Annotated in this window: 18 protein-coding genes and 2 tRNA genes; 12 read left to right on the plus strand and 8 right to left on the minus strand. The window is 67.1% G+C overall.

Annotation, left to right across the window (positions count from 1 at the left end):
* Window positions 1-819 precede the first annotated feature (819 nt).
* The 4 genes from QYL93_RS10085 to QYL93_RS10100 all read right to left on the minus strand — a co-directional run bounded on the left by QYL93_RS10085 (window position 820) and on the right by QYL93_RS10100 (window position 2,278).
* Window positions 820-1,428: an HNH endonuclease gene (locus QYL93_RS10085; protein WP_305743536.1), complete on the minus strand. Its 609-nt coding sequence runs from the start codon at window positions 1,426-1,428 to the stop codon at window positions 820-822.
* A 166-nt stretch (window positions 1,429-1,594) separates the two neighbouring features.
* The gene (locus QYL93_RS10090) at window positions 1,595-1,783 is read right to left on the minus strand and encodes a hypothetical protein (protein WP_305743537.1); all 189 of its coding nucleotides are present in this window, start codon (window positions 1,781-1,783) and stop codon (window positions 1,595-1,597) included.
* Between the two features lie 55 nt (window positions 1,784-1,838).
* Window positions 1,839-1,945, minus strand: a tRNA-Gln gene (locus tag QYL93_RS10095).
* Window positions 1,946-2,202: 257 nt separating this feature from the next.
* Window positions 2,203-2,278: transfer RNA gene (locus QYL93_RS10100), tRNA-Trp, on the minus strand.
* A gap of 815 nt (window positions 2,279-3,093) precedes the next feature.
* Here QYL93_RS10100 and QYL93_RS10105 point away from each other — a divergent pair.
* The 6 genes from QYL93_RS10105 (at window position 3,094) to QYL93_RS10130 (ending at window position 8,994) form a co-directional block, all read left to right on the plus strand.
* On the plus strand, window positions 3,094-3,516 hold the full coding sequence (locus QYL93_RS10105) for a hypothetical protein (RefSeq protein WP_305743538.1): 423 nt from the start codon (window positions 3,094-3,096) through the stop codon (window positions 3,514-3,516).
* A gap of 166 nt (window positions 3,517-3,682) precedes the next feature.
* Complete coding sequence (gene ttcA / locus QYL93_RS10110) at window positions 3,683-4,669, plus strand: tRNA 2-thiocytidine(32) synthetase TtcA (protein WP_179682244.1); 987 nt, start codon at window positions 3,683-3,685, stop codon at window positions 4,667-4,669.
* Window positions 4,670-4,725: 56 nt separating this feature from the next.
* Window positions 4,726-5,343, plus strand: coding sequence for a DUF4136 domain-containing protein (locus QYL93_RS10115; protein WP_305743539.1), 618 nt, complete (start codon window positions 4,726-4,728; stop codon window positions 5,341-5,343).
* A gap of 10 nt (window positions 5,344-5,353) precedes the next feature.
* The gene (locus QYL93_RS10120; RefSeq protein WP_179682246.1) at window positions 5,354-5,992 is read left to right on the plus strand and encodes a histidine phosphatase family protein; all 639 of its coding nucleotides are present in this window, start codon (window positions 5,354-5,356) and stop codon (window positions 5,990-5,992) included.
* Window positions 5,976-7,148, plus strand: a complete 1,173-nt coding sequence (locus tag QYL93_RS10125; RefSeq protein ID WP_305743540.1) for a DSD1 family PLP-dependent enzyme — start codon at window positions 5,976-5,978, stop codon at window positions 7,146-7,148. The genes QYL93_RS10120 and QYL93_RS10125 overlap by 17 nt, the downstream gene beginning before the upstream one ends.
* Window positions 7,149-7,185: 37 nt before the next feature.
* Complete coding sequence (locus tag QYL93_RS10130; RefSeq protein WP_305743541.1) at window positions 7,186-8,994, plus strand: lysoplasmalogenase family protein; 1,809 nt, start codon at window positions 7,186-7,188, stop codon at window positions 8,992-8,994.
* Here the strand turns inward: QYL93_RS10130 and QYL93_RS10135 are convergent.
* Entirely contained in the window at window positions 8,945-9,694 is a 750-nt protein-coding gene (locus QYL93_RS10135; RefSeq protein WP_305743542.1) for a hypothetical protein, read from the minus strand. The genes QYL93_RS10130 and QYL93_RS10135 overlap by 50 nt on opposite strands.
* A 147-nt stretch (window positions 9,695-9,841) precedes the next feature.
* A complete protein-coding gene (ruvB, locus tag QYL93_RS10140) occupies window positions 9,842-10,903 on the minus strand; it encodes a Holliday junction branch migration DNA helicase RuvB (protein ID WP_179682250.1) in 1,062 nt (353 codons plus the stop codon).
* Between the two features lie 116 nt (window positions 10,904-11,019).
* On the opposite strand from ruvB, the gene QYL93_RS10145 reads away from it, so the two are divergent.
* Window positions 11,020-12,159 carry a carbonic anhydrase family protein gene (locus tag QYL93_RS10145; RefSeq protein ID WP_305743543.1) on the plus strand — a complete coding sequence of 380 codons (1,140 nt, stop codon included), beginning with the start codon at window positions 11,020-11,022 and terminating at the stop codon, window positions 12,157-12,159.
* Between the two features lie 14 nt (window positions 12,160-12,173).
* On the opposite strand, the gene ruvA is transcribed toward QYL93_RS10145, so the two are convergent.
* Window positions 12,174-12,749: a Holliday junction branch migration protein RuvA gene (gene ruvA / locus QYL93_RS10150; protein ID WP_305743544.1), complete on the minus strand. Its 576-nt coding sequence runs from the start codon at window positions 12,747-12,749 to the stop codon at window positions 12,174-12,176.
* Between the two features lie 82 nt (window positions 12,750-12,831).
* Between ruvA and QYL93_RS10155 the strand changes: the two genes are divergently transcribed.
* Window positions 12,832-13,788 carry a PhoH family protein gene (locus QYL93_RS10155; protein ID WP_305743545.1) on the plus strand — a complete coding sequence of 319 codons (957 nt, stop codon included), beginning with the start codon at window positions 12,832-12,834 and terminating at the stop codon, window positions 13,786-13,788.
* A 24-nt stretch (window positions 13,789-13,812) separates the two neighbouring features.
* Window positions 13,813-14,310 (plus strand): rRNA maturation RNase YbeY, encoded by a 498-nt coding sequence (ybeY, locus tag QYL93_RS10160; protein WP_305743546.1) that lies wholly within the window; start codon window positions 13,813-13,815, stop codon window positions 14,308-14,310.
* Here ybeY and QYL93_RS10165 read toward each other — a convergent pair.
* Window positions 14,307-14,903, minus strand: coding sequence for a histidine phosphatase family protein (locus QYL93_RS10165; protein WP_305743547.1), 597 nt, complete (start codon window positions 14,901-14,903; stop codon window positions 14,307-14,309). The two genes, ybeY and QYL93_RS10165, sit on opposite strands and share 4 nt — an antisense overlap.
* A 189-nt stretch (window positions 14,904-15,092) precedes the next feature.
* Between QYL93_RS10165 and QYL93_RS10170 the strand changes: the two genes are divergently transcribed.
* The 3 genes from QYL93_RS10170 (at window position 15,093) to QYL93_RS10180 (ending at window position 19,195) form a co-directional block, all read left to right on the plus strand.
* Complete coding sequence (locus tag QYL93_RS10170; protein WP_305743548.1) at window positions 15,093-15,968, plus strand: AEC family transporter; 876 nt, start codon at window positions 15,093-15,095, stop codon at window positions 15,966-15,968.
* A gap of 150 nt (window positions 15,969-16,118) precedes the next feature.
* On the plus strand, window positions 16,119-18,485 hold the full coding sequence (locus QYL93_RS10175; RefSeq protein WP_305743549.1) for an ATP-binding protein: 2,367 nt from the start codon (window positions 16,119-16,121) through the stop codon (window positions 18,483-18,485).
* A complete protein-coding gene (locus tag QYL93_RS10180; protein ID WP_305743550.1) occupies window positions 18,482-19,195 on the plus strand; it encodes a methyl-accepting chemotaxis protein in 714 nt (237 codons plus the stop codon). The genes QYL93_RS10175 and QYL93_RS10180 overlap by 4 nt, the downstream gene beginning before the upstream one ends.
* Window positions 19,196-19,197: the final 2 nt, after the last annotated feature.

Below are 19,197 nucleotides of genomic sequence, written 5' to 3' on the forward strand. Positions count from 1 at the left end.
GAGCGCCAGGCGCGCAGGCCTGCGGATGGTGGATCGTGGAAGACGCATGGAAGACACCCCTGTTGGTTTTGGATTTGACGGCGACTGCACCCCAGGTGGGCGTCACCAATCGATTTACGATCCTATTCAGTTTGTCCAGGGGGATTTGACCTGCCGTTTGCGCTGCTTTGACTTGGCGTTCCATCAGCCCGCAAGGGCCTATTCGTTGACGAACGAAAATCCGCGCATCAAGCCTTTGGATGCCGTGCCCACTACACAGAGGCGATTTTTCTGTAGGTATGTAGATGTTCTACCGATTTGCTCATCTGATAGCCATGAGGCTGGGCATTCGCTAGCCAGTCGGACGTACGCGCATGCGCATGCAGAGTCCGGGGCCAATCAACCACTACAACATCGCCAATTCCAAAGACGGATTCACCTGCGCAAAATTTAAGCTGGTCTGGGAACCAGTCCTTACTGCAGTCTCGATCAGATATTGGTCTCACCCGTCGCGAGCAATACGCGGCCGAACACAAGAGGACTGTCGACTACCTGAGTGCAGCTTTGCCAGCCAATATCTCGCCGCAGGTCGCTGCCAGGAGCCTCTGCTGGAAGTCTTGGCTGTTGCGAGTGAGTGTGGGAAAAACTCGATACCAACGTACGGATCTTCGCTGGCCAACCGATTTTTGGAAGAGTTGTTGATATGGGAAGTTCGACCATGGGCCTGCTCAACAGAGCTCAAATTCAGCCACTGTTGTTGAGATGGCGACAACCGGTAGCTGCCGAGTCTTCTAGTGAAACGCCGTGGTCAATGACCACGGCCCTTGCTTTCCAGCCTACTCAATGGAGGCGGGAGCTCTTTGGAAGCCTCTTGGCCAGCCACTCGTGAACGTCCGCACGCACGTTGCGCCCGTCCAGCAGGAAGGACTCGTAGCGGCTGGGCACGTAAGGCAGGTACAAGAGGCGCATGCCGGCCTCCTCGGGCAGGCGGTCGGCCTTGTAGCCGTTGCACCCGGCGCAGGCCGCCACGAGGTTGGTCCACGAGGTGGCACCACCGCGCGACTGCGGCACGATGTGCTCGCACTGCAGCAGCTCTTCGCCGAAGACGCCGCCGCAGTAGGCACAGGTGTGGCGGTCACGGCGCAGCAGACGGCGCTTGGTGAGCCCGGGCACCACGTCAAAGAGGTTGATCCGGGACACACCGCGCAGGGCGATGATGGGCGCGATCTCCAGCACCGACTGCCGGCCCGTCGCCGCGTTGTGCCCGCCACGCAATGTGGCCAGTACATCGAGGCCGGCATCCCAGGCGACGGCACCGCTGGCGTAGTGCACGGCGGCTTGTTCCAGCGGCATCCAGGACTGGGGCGTGCCGTGCAGGTCCAGCTGCAGCACGCGGGGCGTGGGTGCCGGGGGCTTTCGGTAAAGGGTTTCGGGTTCTTTGCGGGGCATGGGGCGTCCTTTCTTGCTTGGCAATGGAGGGCGTAGCCGCCCAGCCAAGCGCACGCCCCGTTTCAGCAACAGTCAGTCAATGGCAAATGCGGGCATCCATCCGCAATCGATGGACTCCCTGTTGGATGCGGTTAGGCAGGCAGCGGGCGCACGAACGCACACGCCGCTACCACTCGCCGACCTCGCGCACGCGCTGGTCAAGGTCCATGTGCTCAAGCCGGCGGGCGGCAGGAGCAGCAACGCGCAAGGCCGCACGGGGCAGGCGAGCGCGCACGGATGCCAGGCGGGCCAGCCAGCCGGCGAGGCCGGAACGGCGCCGCTGGGCGCCAAGAAAGAAGGATTGCTGGATGGCCACAGTGGTCTCCTAAAGGGTGATTGGATAAATGGACGAGGTGGGTGGGTTGAGAAAATGGGGCAGACCGGGGAGGGATCGAACCTCCGAATGGCGGAATCAAAATCCGCTGCCCTGGAACCTGTTCAAGGTCTTTTTGAAGCCGCGTTGGGGCAAGTACCTTGCCGGGCGGTCTGCGGCGTTGCGGCGCTTGCCGATAGCACCGGCTATCGGCTGCGCACCGCGCCTTGCACCCCATCCCGGCAAGGTATTTGCGCGGCTTCAAAAAGACCTTGAACAGGTTCCGGCACTTGGCGACCGGTCAACAAAAAGGAAAAGAAGGAGCCGCAGACAGGAGTCGAACCTGCAATCCCTGGCCCACAGACCAGGCGCCCCAATCCGACAGGGCTGCTACGGAACACCTGGCATTGCCAGGGAAAAGATGGCGCGCGCGGAAGGAGTCGAACCCTCAACCGTTGGTTTTGGAGACCAGTGCTCTGCCAGTTGAGCTACACACGCAAAAGGAAAATGAACAGGCACTCCTGCCGGATCGCATCTCCATTTCGGTTGTGTCTTCACGCGACCGCAGTTCCGATGAAACCGCGCATGCACGTCGCTGCACTGGGTGATCAATCCCAGCACATCCCGCCGGGCCGCGCATGCGGCCGATTCCGGCGGTGAAAAGCAAAGGCACACCCGAAATGGAGAGAGGGTCGGGGTGCTGCACACGCCTGCCTCTCTGCTTTCGATGGGCAGGCCGGTCGTCGCTCTGGTGGAGCAGACCGCCTGCAGCGAACTGTTAAAGAACCTGGGTCCCCGGCGGGTCGATACCTGCGGGGGCAGCGGCTGGCGCTGCGGGAAAAGAAGGGGAATTGAGAAAAACGGCCGGCAATGAAAAAGGCCCGGAACCACCTGGTTGCCGGGCCTCTTGATCAAGAGATCGGGAGGGAGAGCGCCTGTGGGCTATTGCCCTGCGCTGCAACCTCCGCCCGGGGGGGGAGCGGTATCCTCGAAACCATTGCCCAGCCACTGCGGCTGGCTGCCATTGCCCTGCAAATACGAGGTGCGCTGCTGCGATGACAGTCGCTTTGCATGGGATGGCATGGACGACAACGTGCGCGAAATCAACGCCCCGCGCACGGCCACGGCACCCTGGAGGGAGCGGTGGAGGATGGCGGAGCGGCAGGCGTTCACGGTGGTCTTTCGGCGGTAGGTCGTTTCGGTGGTGAATTCGAGAAGGACAGGGAGTCCTGATGGAAATGGACTGTAAATAGTCTTTACTTACCCGTCAACACCTTGCACAATCTTTTTTCTGCGTTTGTTGTTTTTCTTCTGTGACTCCGCCTCCCCTCACCGTCATCCGCCGCACCAACGTGCTGGCACTGCACCGCCTGTTTCTCGAAAAAGAGATCGCTGCCGGCAAGCCGGCCAAGGGGCTGGACCAGGCCTTTGCGGCCTCGCTCGAAATCTCCCCGAGCATGTGGAGCCAGATCAAGAGTTCCCGCCCCGTCGGCGACACGCTGGCGCGCCAGATCGAGCGCCATGCGCGCGTGGACAGCGGCTGGCTGGACGCCGAGCACACCACGCAGCACCCCGACCCCGCCGAGGAGCGCTTCCTGGCGCTGGCCCGCGAGGCCTGGCGCCGCGCCAACGCCAAGGGCAAGCGCGACATGCGGCTGTGGCTTGCAGAGCGAGCCGCCCCCTTGCAACAAGCCGTTGCGGCCCCTGGCGGCGAGCCCGCGAAAGCGGAAAAATAGCGCTTTGAGCGGGGCTTCACCCCCACTGGAGAGCCCGCTCCAGCCCATGGGCGGGCGGTTTCGCCGACAATTGGGGCTTATTTCCGTCATTTTGGCCCCAGCGCGTGCGCACCCTGTCCGGGCGCCCGGCTGGCACCGCTTTCACCAGACCCCAGAGCCCCCTCCCATGAGCGCAGTGATGAACGAACCCCAACGGGCCGGCTGGACCGCCGAGCCCCCCGAAGTGGCAGACACCGGCGCCGATGCGGCCGCAGCCGCATCGGGCCCTGCGCGCCTGAAGATCGAACGCGAGGCCCACAAGCTCGAAAAGCGCCTGTGCCGCGAGGTCGGCAAGGCCATCGTCGACTTCAACATGATCGAAGAGGGCGACAAGGTCATGGTCTGCATGTCCGGCGGCAAGGACAGCTACGCCCTGCTGGACATCCTGCAAAAGCTCAAGGCGCGCGCGCCCATCCATTTCGACCTGGTGGCCGTGAACCTGGACCAGAAGCAGCCCGGCTTTCCCGAGCACGTGCTGCCCGAGTACCTGGCGAGCACGGGCGTGCCCTTCCACATCGAGAACGAAGACACCTACAGCATCGTCAAGCGCCTGATCCCCGAGGGCAAGACCACCTGCAGCCTGTGCAGCCGCCTGCGCCGGGGCATCCTGTACCGCGTGGCCGACGAGCTCGGTTGCACCAAGATTGCGCTGGGCCACCACCGCGACGACATCCTGCAGACGCTGCTGCTCAACATGTTCTTCGGCGGCAAGATGAAGAGCATGCCCCCGAAGCTGGTCAGCGACGATGGCCGCCACGTGGTGATCCGCCCGCTGGCCTATGTGACCGAGAAGGACACCACGCGCTGGGCCGCGCAGCGCAATTTCCCCATCATCCCCTGCAACCTGTGCGGCAGCCAGGAGAACCTGCAGCGCAAGCAGGTGGGCGAGATGCTGCGCGAATGGGAAAAGAAGTTTCCCGGCCGCGTGGAAAACATGTTCAACGCGCTGCAGAACGTGGTGCCCTCCCACCTGCTGGACGGCAGCCAGTACGACTTCAAGAACGCGCGCGCCACCGGCGTGGCCAGCGAAGACGGCGACAAGGCCTTCGACAAGGAAGAGTTTTCGGCCCCCAGCCCGTCGTTACCAGGTGTGCAGGTGGTGCAGCTGTCGTGAACCTCGGCGGCAGGAGCACACTCCAAGGTGGATTGACCCCATCCCTGGAGACAACCATGACCCGTCGCTGGATTCCCGCCCTGCTGCTGTGCGCAGCAGTGGCCACCCTGGCCGGCTGCAGCACCACCCGCGTGGTGGAAGGCCAGGTGCAGAGCTTCTCCACCCTGGCCGCCGTGCCCAGCCCGGCCACCTACCGCATTGACCGCCTGCCCTCGCAGCAGACGCCGGCTTTCGACGCCATTGCCGCGCTGGCCGAGCGGTCGCTGGCCCGCGCCGGCCTGCAGCGCGACGACGCCGCGCCCCAACTGCTGGTGCAGATCGGCGTGCAGGCGAGCACCGTGCCGCGCTATGACCCTTACTACGGCGCCTATTACGGCCCCCACGGCTTCTACGGCCCCTATCACTGGGGCGGCTGGTATGGCCGCCGCGGCTGGGGCATGGGTGGCCTGTGGCGCATGGGTGAGCCCACCCCGCTACACCGCCGCGCGGTCAGCGTGGTGATGCGCGACGCGGCCACGCAGGCCAGCGTCTACGAAACCTCGGCCGTGCACGAGGACGTGTGGGTGGCCGACCCCGCCGTGTTCGGCATCCTGTTCGATGCGGCACTTACCGGCTTCCCCCAACCGCCCGCCGGCCCACGCCAGGTGCGCATCCCCTTCGCGCCCCCACCCTGATCCCACCTGAATGCAAGCCACCCGAATCATTGCCGTACGCCATGGCGAAACCGCCTGGAACGTAGACACCCGCATCCAGGGCCACCTGGACATTCCCCTGAACGAGACCGGCCAGTGGCAGGCGCAGCAGTTGGCGCAGGCGCTGGCCAGCGAGCCCATCGACGCCATCTACGCCAGCGACCTGCAACGCGCCTATGCCACGGCCCAGGCCGTGGCCGATGCCACGGGCGCCCCCATCACGCCCGAAACCGGCCTGCGCGAGCGCAGCTTCGGCCATTTCCAGGGCCGCACCTTCGCCGAGATCGAGGCCGAGATGCCCGAGGACGCGCGGCGCTGGCGCAAGCGCGACCCCGAGTACGTGCCCGAGGGCGGCGAATCGCTGGTCATGCTGCGTGAGCGCATCGAACGCACGGTGTTCGCGCTGGCCGAAAAGCACCCCGGCGAGCAGGTGCTGATGGTGGCCCACGGCGGCGTGCTCGACGTGCTGTACCGCATGGCCACGCGCCAGGAGATCCAGGCGCCGCGCACCTGGCAGCTGTCCAACGCGGCCATCAACCGCCTGCTGTGGACACCCGACGGCCTCACGCTGGTCGGCTGGGCCGATACCCAACACCTGGACAACGCGGCCCGCGATGAAACCCTTACCTGAAGCCCTGCGCGCCAGCATCGGCGCGCGGGTGGACCTGATCGACACGCCCGCGCTGGTGGTGGACCTCGATGCCATGGAACGCAACATCCAGCGCATGGCCGAATTCGCCCGCAAGCACCGGGTGCGCTGGCGCCCCCATGCCAAGCTGCACAAGAGCGCCGAGCTGGCCCTCCTGATGCAGCAGGCCGGCGCCCAGGGCGTGTGCGTGCAGAAGGTGGCCGAGGCCGAGGCCCTGGCCGCCGGCGGCGTGACCGACATCTACATCAGCAACCAGGTCGTGGCCGGCCCCAAGCTGCTGCGCGTGGCGCGGCTGGCGGCCCAGTTGGCCGCGCGCGGCGGGCGCCTGGCGCTGGCGGTGGACCACCCCGAAGGCATCGAACGCCTGGCCGAGGCCATGGCGCTGGCCGGCAGCGATGCCGGCATCGACGTGTTCGTCGAGATCGACGTGGGCCAGGGCCGCTGCGGCGTGCCCCCGGGCGAGGACGCGGTGCCGCTGGCCCAGGCCATCGTGCGCCACGCCCAGCGCCTGCGCTTTGCCGGGCTGCAGGCCTACCACGGCCGCGCCCAGCACCTGACGGGCACGGCCGAGCGGCGCGAGACCATTGCCGGCGTGGTGCGCGCGGCGGCCTACACCCGCCATTGCATCGAGGCCGCAGGCATTCCGGTGCCACTGATCACCGGATCGGGCACCGGCACCCTGGTGCACGAAGCGGCCAGCGGCGTCTACGGCGAGCTGCAGGCCGGCTCTTTTCTGTTCATGGATGCCGACTACGCGCGCAACGAGCGCGAGCCGGCGCAACCCACGTTCGAGCACTCCCTGTTCATCAAGACGCAGGTGATCTCCGTGCGCGATACCCATGCGGTGTGCGATGCCGGCCACAAGAGCCATGCCATCGACTCGGGCTTGCCCCTGGTGGCCATGCTGCCGCCCGAGCGCGCGCTGCGTTACGGCAATGGCGGCGATGAGCACGGCCTGCTGTACACCGAGAGCCCCAAGGCCCGGCTGCCGGCCCTGGGCCGCATGCTGTGGCTGATTCCCGGGCACTGCGACCCCACGGTGAACCTGCACGACCACCTGATCGGCGTGCGCGGCGGGCTGGCTCTGGGCACGGTGGAGCGCATCATCAGGGTTGATGCCAGAGGCGCGCTGACCTGATTGGGGCAAGAATCGGCGAAACACTGCATTCGCCCCAATGAGCCCCAGCCAGATCATCGTCCTTGCCACACCCGTCTTCTTCCTGCTGATCGCCATTGAACTGGCGGTGGGCTACAAGCGCCAGCGCGTGACCTACCGCATGGCCGATGCCATCAGCAGCATCAGCCTCGGGATGCTGAGCCAGACCAGCGCGGTGTTCACGCGGCTGCTGCGGGTGGGCATCTACACCGCCGTGTTCGAGCATGTGGCGCTGTGGCGCAACGACGCCTTCTGGCTCAGTCTGCCGGGCTGGCTGCTGGCGCTGGTGTTCTACGACTTCTGCTACTACTGGCTGCACCGCATGGGCCACGAGTCGGCCGTGCTCTGGGCCGCGCATGCGGTGCACCACCAGAGCCAGGACTACAACCTGTCGACCGCGCTGCGCCAGACCAGCTCGGGCGCGCTGCTGGGCTGGGTGTTCTACGTGCCCATGGCACTGGCGGGCGTGCCGCCGCTGGTGTTCGCCATCGTGGCGCTGGTGGACCTGCTTTACCAGTTCTGGGTGCACACCGAGCAGGTGGGGCGCCTCGGGTGGTTCGACCGCTGGTTCTGCAGCCCCAGCAACCACCGCGTGCACCACGCGGTGAACGATGTGTACCTGGACAAGAACTACGGCGGCATCCTGATCCTCTGGGACCGGATTTTCGGAACCTTCAAGGACGAGGACGACCGGGAAAAGTGCGTCTACGGCACGCGCGGCCTGCTCAACAGTTGGGACCCGCTGTGGGCCAATGCCCAGGTGTACGCAAGCCTGGCGCACGACAGCTGGCATGCACGCAACTGGCTCGACAAGCTGCGGGTGTGGATCAAGCCGCCGGGCTGGCGGCCGGCCGACGTGGCCGAGCGCTTTCCCAAGCCGGCCTTCGACATTGCCCGGATGCCGCTGTACCACCCGCCCATGTCGCGCGCGCTGCAGTGGTTTGCGGGCGTGCAGTTCGCGCTCATGCTGGCCGGTGTGGCCGCCTTCCTGTGGCAGGCCGACACGGCGCCGCTGGCCCAGAACGCCATCTGGTTCACCACGCTGCTGGTTGCGCAATGGGCCCTGGGTGCGGCGGTGCAGGGGCGCATCGGCATGGGCATGGCGCTGCTGGTCGAATCGGCTGCCCTGGCCACGGCGACCAGTGTGCTGGGACTGCAGGAATGGCATTGGCTCTTCAAGCCGCTGACCATGGTGATCGCCATCGCCGTGGTCGCCGGGCATCTGCGCACGGCGCCCCCTGGCAACCGCCTCGACAGGACCGAAGGTCGCTGGCTCATCGCTGCGCTGGCCGGCTCGCTCGCGGGCGATGTGTTCCTGATGTTCGGCGGCTTCTTCATCCCCGGGCTGGTGAGCTTTCTGCTCGCCCACCTGTGCTACATCGTGTTGTTCCGCAAGGGCGTGCTCTGGTTTGCCCGGCGCGGCGCACTGGTGGCCACGCTGGCCATCGGCGTGGGCATGTACGCCTTCCTGTGGCTTGGCGGGCTGCCGACCCCGCTGCGCGGGCCCGTGGCCGCCTATGTGCTGGTGATCGCACTCATGGCCGCCCAGGCCATCGGCCGCGCCGCCGTGCTGGGCGGGCGTGGCGCCTGGCTGGTCGCCATCGGGGCCGGGTTCTTCATGCTCAGCGATGCCACGCTGGCCACCAACCGCTTCGTGCAGCCCCTGCCGCTGGCGCAGCTCTGGGTGCTGGTCACCTATTACGTCGCGCAGGTGCTGATCGTGGCGGGCATGCTGGAGACGGCGTCAACCACGCGGCGCGCCCCAGTAACCGAGGAGCCTAAGACCTCTGCAGGTCCTCCGATGGGGTATGCAGCACCACGACCATGACCAGGGCCCCCAGGCCCAGCAGAAACCAAGCCCACACCAGCCATAGCAAGGTATCGGCGTTGCGCTGGCCCGGATGGGACTGCAGGTTCAGCACCGCGATCGCATCGGTCACGCCCGCGAAACTCCGGCCGGCCACGTAGTGGTAGGCCGCGCCGCCCAGCGCCCACAGGCCAGAGGCGAGCAGCGCGGTGGCCATGAAGGCCAGCCCGGTGCGCGGCCACCGACCCCGTTCAAAGCAACACGCCGACAGGAGGATGCTTGCCAGTGCAATACCCAGCCACCAGCGCTGAACGTCATCACGTGCGGCAGGCAACATCCATTCCCACGCCCAGGGCAAGGGAGCCAGCAGCCATTCAGACCGCGGCGCAAGGCCGGGCCAGACACCCAGAGAGCCCCACATTCCCGGGGTGCTCAGCAACCACAGCAGCAGGCTGATGCCCCAGAGAACCGCTGCGGCCACATAGGCCTGCAGCCGCCAGCGCGCGCAGCGCAGCGCGCCCATCGACGGCAGGTATCGTTCGGCCAGATGGGTGGCCACGGCGGCGGCCAGGCACCACACGCTGGTCGCGCCCCACAAGGCCACCCAGCCGGGCATCTCCGCGAACCCCACCACCAGGAACACGGAGAGCTGGCCATAGACCGGGCCGCTCAAGCCGTGCAGCAGCATGGTGCCCACAAGGAGCACCTGGCTGAAGGACATGACGAATTTCAGCTCGGGCGTGAGTGCATCCCACCTGGCCTGCGCCCAATCCACATTGGCGCCTGTGCGCACGGGGGCAGACCTGGCACTCTCGCGCAGGCTTTTGCGGCGGCGGGAACGGAGCATGGGCAGCGGCTTCGGGTGCCTTCAACTTTCGAACAGGTCCTGCCCCCCGGTCTTGGGCGGGGTCACGCCCAGGTGCCGGTAGGCGGCCAGCGTGGCCACGCGGCCGCGCGTGGTGCGCTGCAAAAAGCCCTGCTGTATCAGGTAGGGCTCGATTACGTCCTCGATGGTGCCGGCCTCTTCGCCTATGCTGGCGGCGATGTTGTCCAGGCCCACCGGGCCGCCATCGAAGCGGTGGATCACGGCCTCGAGCAGCTTGCGGTCCATCACGTCGAAGCCCTGCGGGTCCACATCGAGCATGGCCAGGGCCCGGTTGGCGATATCCAGGGTGATGCGGCCGTCGCCCTTGACCTCGGCATAGTCGCGCACGCGCCGCAGCAGCCGGTTGGCGATGCGTGGCGTGCCGCGCGAGCGGCGCGCGATCTCGAAACCGCCCACTTCGTCCATGGGGACGTCGAGCAGGCCGGCGCTGCGCTGCACGATGCGCGCGAGCTCCTGCGCGGTGTAAAACTCCAGCCGTGCCACGATGCCAAAGCGGTCGCGCAGCGGGTTGGTGAGCATGCCGGCGCGCGTGGTGGCGCCCACCAGGGTGAAGGGCTGCAGGTCGAGCTTGATGCTGCGCGCGGCCGGCCCCTCGCCGATCATGATGTCGATCTGGTAGTCCTCCAGCGCCGGGTACAGGATTTCCTCGACCACGGGCGAGAGGCGGTGGATCTCGTCGATGAACAGGACGTCGTTCTTTTCCAGGTTGGTCAGCAGCGCGGCCAGGTCCTTGGGCTTTTCGAGCACGGGGCCGCTGGTCTGGCGCAGGTTCACGCCCAGCTCGGCCGCGATGATGTGGCTCAGCGTGGTCTTGCCCAGGCCCGGCGGGCCGAACAGCAGCACATGGTCCAGCGCCTCGCCGCGCTTGCGTGCCGCGCCGATGAAGATCTCGAGCTGCTCGCGCGCCTTGGCCTGGCCCACGTACTCCTGCAGCAGCTTGGGGCGCAGGGCGCGCTCGATGGCCTCCTCCTGCGGCGAGGCGGGCGCGGCGGACACCACGCGCTTGGGCGGTATGGGGGCGAAGTCGTCGGTCTGGATGGTCACGGTGGTTCTGTCCGGGGTCGAATACCCGCGCGGGCGGGCCGACTGGAACTATATAGCCCGGGCGCCCCCCCAGGGGGTAAAGTAAGTGGGTACTGTGCCGATACATGAAGCACACCATGAAACAGATGCTGCCCGCGCCCACCCGCCTGCCACGACCGTTGCAATTGCTGGCTGCGCTGGCCGCCAGTGGCGCAGCCGCCCTGACCGCGACTGCCCAGACCACGGCCCCGCCCTCCCGCACCGCCAGCGGCGCCATCCGCATCGAGAACCCGCAGGACAAGGCCACCCTGGCCACCCGGATCGACGAGGCCATCCAGCGCGCCAAGGACAAGAACGCAGCGCCGGCCAAACCCGGTGCGCGCAAGAACGCCGGCCCCATCCCCAGCGTGGAAGTGCGCGTACCGCCCGACCGCCCGCGCAAGCCGGCCCCGGCCGAAGCACGCCCACCTACACCACCCCGGTCGACCGTGCCGGACGCCGGCGCCAGCCGCCGCTACATCCAGTCGCGGGCCGCCGAACTGGCCGCCGCCGCGCCGCCTGCGCCCCCACCACCACCAGCCGACCCGCGCACGGTGCGCTGGGAGCATGCCAGCGGCGACAAGGGGCCCGAGGCCTGGGGCGGCCTGCACCCGGATTTTTCGGCCTGCAGCCAGGGCACGCGCCAGTCGCCGATCCACATCACGGCGCAGGACGTGGCGCTCGGCCCGGCCGACCCCTTGCCATTCGGCAACCAGTTCTTCGGCGGCACGGTGTGGAACACGGGGCATGGCCTGGCGCTGGAGGTGGAAGGCACCAGCATCCTGCCGCTGCGCGGAGCCCCCTGGCGGCTCATGCGCCTGCAGTTCCGCCACCCGGCGGAGGAGCGCGTGCACCTGCAGAACTACCCCATGGCCACCGAGCTGGTGTACCAGGGCCCGAGCGGTCAGATGGCCGTGGTGAGCGTGCCCATGCAGCTCGGTAGCCCCAACGCCTTCATCACCCGCCTCTGGACGCACATGCCCCTGGATGCGCAGGACCGCGTGCGCCTGCCGCAGCCGGTGCTCTCGGTGGGCGAGCTGCTGCCGCAGGACCGGCGCTACTACCAGTACGCGGGCTCGCTGACCACCCCGCCCTGCACCGAGGGCGTGCTGCGCATCGTGATGAAGACGCCGGTGAGTGTGGGCCTGGAGCAGTTGCGCCTGCTGGCGCGCGTCTCGCCGCCCAATGCGCGGCCGGTGCAGCCGATCAACGGCCGCCTGGTGCGCGAGGCCCAGTAGGCGCCCGTTCGGACCTACCGGGCCAGCGACTTGAGCGCGAGCTTGATGCCGTCGCTCACGCCCACATCGGCCGGCAGGGCCTTGAGGGCAGCGGCCGCTTCCTTGTCGTTGTAGCCCAGGGCCAGCAGGGCCTGCAGGATGTCGGCCTGCGCATCGCTGGTGGCGTGGGCGCGGGTGCCACCCATGTCGGCGCCCAGCTTGCCCTTGAGCTCCAGCAGCAGGCGCTCGGCGGTCTTCTTGCCGATGCCAGGCACCTTGACCAGGCGCCCCGCCTCCTGCAGCGTGATGGCCTGGGCCAGGTCGCCCACGCCCATGCCGCTCAGGATGGACAGCGCCGTGCGCGGGCCCACGCCCGATATCTTGATCAGCTCGCGAAAGGCCTGGCGCTCTTCGGCCGTGCCGAAGCCGTACAGCAGTTGCGCATCCTCGCGCACGATGAACTGCGTGAGCAGGCTCACGCGCTCCCCCACAGAGGGCAGGTTGTAGAAGGTGCTCATGGGCACATTCACCTCGTAGCCCACCCCGTGGCAGTCCAAAAGTACCTCGGGGGGATTCTTCTCCAGCAGGGTGCCGGTCAATTTGCCTATCATTGATGTCCTTTGCCGTCGCTGGCGTGACAAGCAGCGCCGTCGCTCTTGCGTTCTGTTCCATTGCCTCACGGGAATTATCAGCGTGATCCTGCGCCACACCTTCACTCCCCACAACAACACCCGGCTCACGCACCTGTGCGGCCCGGCCGATGCGCACCTGCGCACCATCGAGGTGGCGCTGCAGGTGAGCATCGCGCACCGGCACGAACAATTCAAGGTGGACGGCCCCAAGGCCAAGGCCACGCAGGCGATGGAGCTGCTGCAGGCCCTGTACGAGATGGCCGAGCGCCCGATCCCCGAGGACCACATCCAGCTCATGCTGGCGAGCGACAGCGAGCTGCTGGAAGCCCCGGACGACGCCATCGTGCTCAGCACGCGCCGCCCAGACTTGCGCGGGCGCACGCCCACGCAGAACCTGTACCTGCAGAACATCGCCACGCACGACATCACCTTCGGCATCGGCCCGGCCGGCACCGGCAAGACCTATCTGGCGGTGGCCTGTGCGGTGGATGCCCTGGAGCGCAGCAACGTGCAGCGCATCGTGCTGACCCGCCCGGCGGTGGAGGCCGGCGAGCGCCTGGGCTTCCTCCCCGGCGACCTGGCGCAGAAGGTCGACCCCTACCTGCGCCCGCTGTACGACGCGCTGTACGAACTGATGGGCAACGACAAGGTGCAGAAGGCCTTCGAGCGCAACGCCATCGAGATCGCGCCGCTGGCCTTCATGCGCGGGCGCACGCTGAACAACGCCTTCGTGATCCTCGATGAAGCGCAGAACACCACGCCCGAGCAGATGAAGATGTTCCTCACGCGCATCGGCTTCGGCGCGCGTGCCGTGGTCACGGGTGACGTGAGCCAGGTCGACCTGCCCAAAGGGGCCATGAGCGGCCTGGTCGATGCCGAGCGCGTGCTCAAGCGCGTCAAGGGCATCGCCGTCACCCACTTCACCAGCGCCGACGTGGTGCGCCACCCGCTGGTGGCGCGCATCGTGGACGCCTACGACGCACCCCGCCGTGCGGTAGCCACGCGCACCCGCACGTGAGCAGCCCCTGACAAGACATTCCCCATGCCTTTGAACCAACTTTCCCTGTCGCTGCAGTTCGGCCGATTCGATGGAGCAGTTGCGCACCGCGCCGTGCTGCCGCGCCACAAGGTCACGCGCTGGATACGCCACGCCCTGGCCACCGACGCCGAGATCACCGTGCGCATCGTCGATGCAGAGGAAGGCCGGCAGCTCAACAACGACTACCGACGCAAGGACTATGCGACCAACGTGCTGACCTTCGACTACACGCAGGAACCCCTGGTCACGGCCGACCTGGTGCTGTGCGCCCCGGTGATCGAGCGCGAAGCGAAGGAGCAGAACAAGAGCCTGGAGGAACACTATGCCCACATGCTGGTGCATGGTGCCCTGCACGCCCAGGGCTGGGACCACGAGACCAGCGCGGCCGATGCCGACGAGATGGAAGCCTACGAGACCGCCATCCTGCAGGAGCTGGGCTTTGCCGATCCGTACGACACCAAGCCGGTGGCACCGAAGCCCGCCAAGGCGCGCAAACGTTAGGGAGAGGGCCCGACTCCATCGACCGGCAGCCACCACGACAGCGCGCGGGGCTCTGGCCCCCACTGGATGCCGAAGTAGTTGCCACCGCCATTGGCGGGCTGGTCCCATTGCCGCGAAATGGGCTGCCCGGTGAGGTGGCAGTACAGCAGCGCACCCACCGCCCCATGCGAGACGATGGCCAGTGCCCCGGCAGACGCATCGGCCGCGGCGATGTATGCCACGGCCTCCACGATGCGCGCCTGGGCGTGCGCGGCCGTCTCCCAGCCGCGCGCCGATTGTTCCGGCTGCGCAAAAAAGGCGTCGGCCACGGTCTCGAACTCGGCCAGCGGCAGGTAGCCGGTGGACGAGCGATCATTCTCCCCGAGCGCAGCCACCTGCGTGGGCGCCAACCCCCGGTGCGACGCCAGCATCAGCGCGCCATCGATGGCCTTTTGCTCCGTGCTGCAGTACACGGCCGAGATGCCGGGCACCCAGGGCTGCGACAACGCCGCCACCATGCGCGCGCGCCCGCGCTCGGACAAGGGCCAGTGCGTGATTGGCACAAGGGGGTTGATCACCACATCGGGGTGGCTGATGAAGTAAATGGTGCGCATGGGCTTTGTGCGGGGTGTGGACAGGGCGGCGCGGGCATGGGCCTCACCGTCACCTTTTTAACGCAAAACACCCTTGATCCAGGGCCAAGGCAGATACTGCGGACCGTTGGGCTGCGCCGGTCGACCATCGCAAGGGCCCGTGCCGCCGCCGTACCTTAAGCTTGGCAGGGTCGTCCTTCACGCCCCTCCATGCTGCTGCGCATCCTCTCCATCCTGTTTCCCCTGTTCGCCATTGCCGCCCTGGGCTATGCCGTCGGGCGGCGCATGAAGCCCGACCTCTCGACCGCCAACCAGCTCAACCTGGCGGTGTTCGTGCCCGCCCTGGTGTTCGGGGCCATGGCGGGCAAGGACTTCCGTGCACAAGAGCATTTGGCGCTGCTGCTGGCCACGCTGCTGCTGATCACTGGCACAGGGGTGGTGGGCTGGCTGGTGGCCCGTGCGCTGGGCATGGAGCCCAAGACGCTGGTGCCGCCCATGATGTTCAACAACTGCGGCAACCTGGGCCTGCCGCTCGCGGTGCTGGCTTTCGGGCAGGAAGCGCTGGCGCCGGCCATCGCGATGTTCGTGGTATCGAACGCGCTGCAGTTTTCCTTCGGCATCTGGCTGCTGGACCACCAGGCGCGGCTGCGCAGCGTGTGGACCTCGCCCTCCATCCTGGCCGCCATCGCGGGGCTGGCGGTGGGCATGGCAGGCGTGGACCTGTGGCCGCCGTTGCTCACGGCCATCCGCATGGTGGGCGATGTGTCGATTCCGCTGATGCTGTTCGCGCTGGGTGCGCGCCTGGCGGATTCGCACATCCAGTCCGTCGGCTTCGGCCTCTTCGGCGCGGTGTTGCGTCCCGTGACCGGCATGGCCATCGCCTGGGCCGTGGCCTGGGGCATGGGCCTGGCGCCGCGCGAGCAGGGCTTGCTGCTGGTCTTCGGCGCCCTGCCCCCTGCCGTGATCAATTTCATCCTGGCCGAGCGCTACCGGCAGGAGCCTGAGAAGGTGGCCTCGATGGTGCTGATCGGCAACCTTGGGGCGCTGGTGTTTCTGCCCATCGCGCTGGCGCTGACGCTGCAATAGCCGCAGCCAACCGCGCCACGAAAAGCGCAAACCGCGCAGGCCTGCACCGCCTTGCCCCTCAAAGGCCCGGGGGAACTGTCATGAAGGCGCCATGGACAGCGCCGACAGTTGAATCAAATTGTTACATTGGTTCAGCAGCCAGTCCCTCCCATGACCGTTCGCCTGCGCATCATCCTGCTCATCACCCTCACCTTCCTGGCGCTGTGCGCTATCGGCGGCTTCGCGCTCTACCAATCGTCCCAGGGTGCGCAGCAGGTCAAGGCGGTGACCGAGGGCGTGGTCCCCAGCACCATCCAGTCGGTGGAAATGATGGGGCAGCTCAAGGACGTGCACATCGCCACCATGGCCATGGTGTCGGCGCCGGACGGGGAGAGCGCCAAGGCCACCTACGAGGCGCTGAGCTCGCGCAAATCCGAACTCAAGGATGCCCTGGCTTCGCAGATGCGCCAGGCCGATAGCGATGCGCAGCGCGGTTTGATCAAGGAGGCCGAGATGAGCCTGGAAAACTACTTCCAGGCCATCGACGACACGGCCCAATTCAAGCTGGCGGGCCAGCAGGAAGCCGCCGAGGCCACCATGGCCGCCACTGTGGACCAGTACCTGCGCGAGCAGGGCCAGATGATTGAGGCGGTGCAGGTGGAAAAGCGCCGCGGCAAGGACCAGGCCATCGCCTCGCTGAACGCCAACCTGACCCAGACCACGACGATGCTGACCGCGATCACGGTCATCGCCGTGCTGGGCATGGCGGGCATCGGCTTCATGCTGTACCGCCAGATCGTGCGTCCCATCGGCGAAATGGAGCGCAAGATGACCGAAATCGCCACCAGCCAGGACTTCTCGCACCGCGTGCCGGTGGCGCGCATGGACGAGATCGGGCGCTCGCTCACGGCCTTCAACCTGATGGTGGAAAAGATCCAGGAAAGCACGGAACTCGTGCGCCAGAAGACGGCCGACATCCAGGTCATGCTGCACACCATCCCGCAAGGCATCCTGACCCTGCAGGCCGGCGGTGTGGTGCATCCCGAATACTCGGACCACCTGGCCAGCATCGTCGAGACCCGCGAGCTCGCCGGGCGCAGCGTGGGCGAGGTGCTGCTCAACCACACCGACCTGGGCGCCGATGCGCTGGCGCAGGCCACGGCGGCCATCGACGCCTGCATCGGCGAAGACGCCATGAACTTCGACTTCAACGCCCACCTGCTGCCGGGCGAGGTGAGCGCGAGGTTCGCGGACGGCAAGGCCAAGGTGCTGGACCTCACCTGGTCGCCCATCGCCTCGGCCGACGGCAGCATCGAGCGGCTGATGCTGTGTGTGCGCGACGTGACCGAGCTGCGTGAGCTGGCGCGTGCTGCCCAGGCGCAGAAACAGGAGCTGGCGATGATCGGCGAGGTGCTTGCCGTGCAGCAGGAAAAGTTCCACGACTTCGTGGACAGCGCGGCCTCCTTCGTGCTGCACAACCAGCGCCTGCTGGATGAAACGGCCAACGATGCGGCAGCCCGGGCGGCCGCCGTGGCAGAGCTGTTTCGCAACATGCACACCATCAAGGGCAATGCCCGCACCTACGGCCTGCTGCAGCTGGCCGACATGGCGCATGCGGCCGAGCAGCGCTACGACGCACTGCGCCAGGACCTCTCCGGCTGGGACAACGCGGCCCTGCTGGCCGAGCTGCAGGCGGTGCGCGCATCACTGGACAGCTACGCGCACATCAACGACACCAAGCTGGGCCGCAAGGGCCCGGGGCGCCGCGGCAGCGTGGAGAAGTACCTGATGGTGCCGCGCGAACGTATCGACGAACTGCTGCAAGCAACCAACAGTGCCATCCACAGCAGCGACGCGCATGCCACGCACGCCATGCTGGAGCAGGTACAGCACGCGCTGCAGTTGCTGGGCACCCACACGCTGCGCGACGTGCTGGAGACGGTGGTGGCCTCATTGCCTGACCTGGCGCAGGAGCTGGGCAGGCAAGCGCCCAAGGTCGTCATCACCGATGGCGGCGTCGCGCTGCGCACCCAGGTGACCGATGTGCTGCGCAACAGCTTCATGCACCTGCTGCGCAATGCGCTCGGCCATGGCATCGAAACCCCGCAGGAGCGCGCCGCGCAAGGCAAGGCGCAGCAGGGCCGGATCGAGATCGCCCTGCGCCAGGCGGACGGCCGGATCACGCTGCGGCTGTCCGATGACGGCCGGGGCCTGAACCTGGACCGCATCCGCGCAAAAGCCATTGCATCGGGCCTCGTGCAGGAAGACAGCGCTTTGGCTCCGGCCGAGACCGCGCAGCTGATCTTTGCACCCGGTTTTTCCACGGTCAGCGAAGTGACTGCCATCTCGGGACGCGGGGTGGGCATGGACGCGGTGAAGTCCTTCATCGAATCCGTGGGCGGCAGCATCGCGCTGGAACTCCAGCCGACCACTGGGCAGGCAGGCCACGCACCGTTCCACACCGTGATCCACCTGCCCGCCCAGTACGGCGTGGCACGCCGCGCCCCGGCGGAGCATGCCGAGAAGGAAGCGCAATGATGGAAGTGCTGATTCTGCTGTGCGGCTGCGCGCTGGGCGCCGTGGTCGGCTATTGGCTGTGCGGCCGCACGCTGCGCAACGCAGCCTTGCAGACCGAGGACGTCGGCAAGGATGCGCAATGGGAAGTGGAGAACGAGAATGCCCGGCTCCAGTCCCAGGTCGATCAGTTGCACGGCTCGCTGCTGCAGGCACAGGCCAGCATGCAGGACGCCATCGGGCAGTGGGAGCAGGAACAGCGCCTGATCGAACACAGTGCCGGCCAGCAGACGCAGGCCGTGGTGCGGGGCGCCATGGGCCATAGCCAGACGCTGGCCAAGGCCCTGGCCGACCTGCAGGGCATCAGCAAGACCTTCGAGCGCTGGCATGCCGACATGAGCAAGTTGGTGGCCCACAACAAGGACATGCACGAGAAGAACGACGAGTTCGCGCGCATCGTGCGCCAGATGGTGATCGTGGCGCTCAACGCATCGATCGAGGCGGCCCGTGCGGGCGGCGCGGGGCGCGGCTTCGCCGTGGTGGCCAACGAGATGCGCACGCTGTCGGTGAACGCCGAGGCCCTGTCCAAGCACTACCGGGACAACCTCTACAAGAACGACCTGATCGCCACCACGACCTTCCAGGACATGCAGGCCGGCGGCAAGATGATCATCAATGCGTCCATGGGCCTGGAGCTGACCAACCGCAAGATCCAGGCCGCCCTGTCCGCCTGAGC

The sequence above is a fragment of the Acidovorax sp. A1169 genome, from assembly GCF_030704685.1.
Classification (GTDB): domain Bacteria; phylum Pseudomonadota; class Gammaproteobacteria; order Burkholderiales; family Burkholderiaceae_C; genus Acidovorax.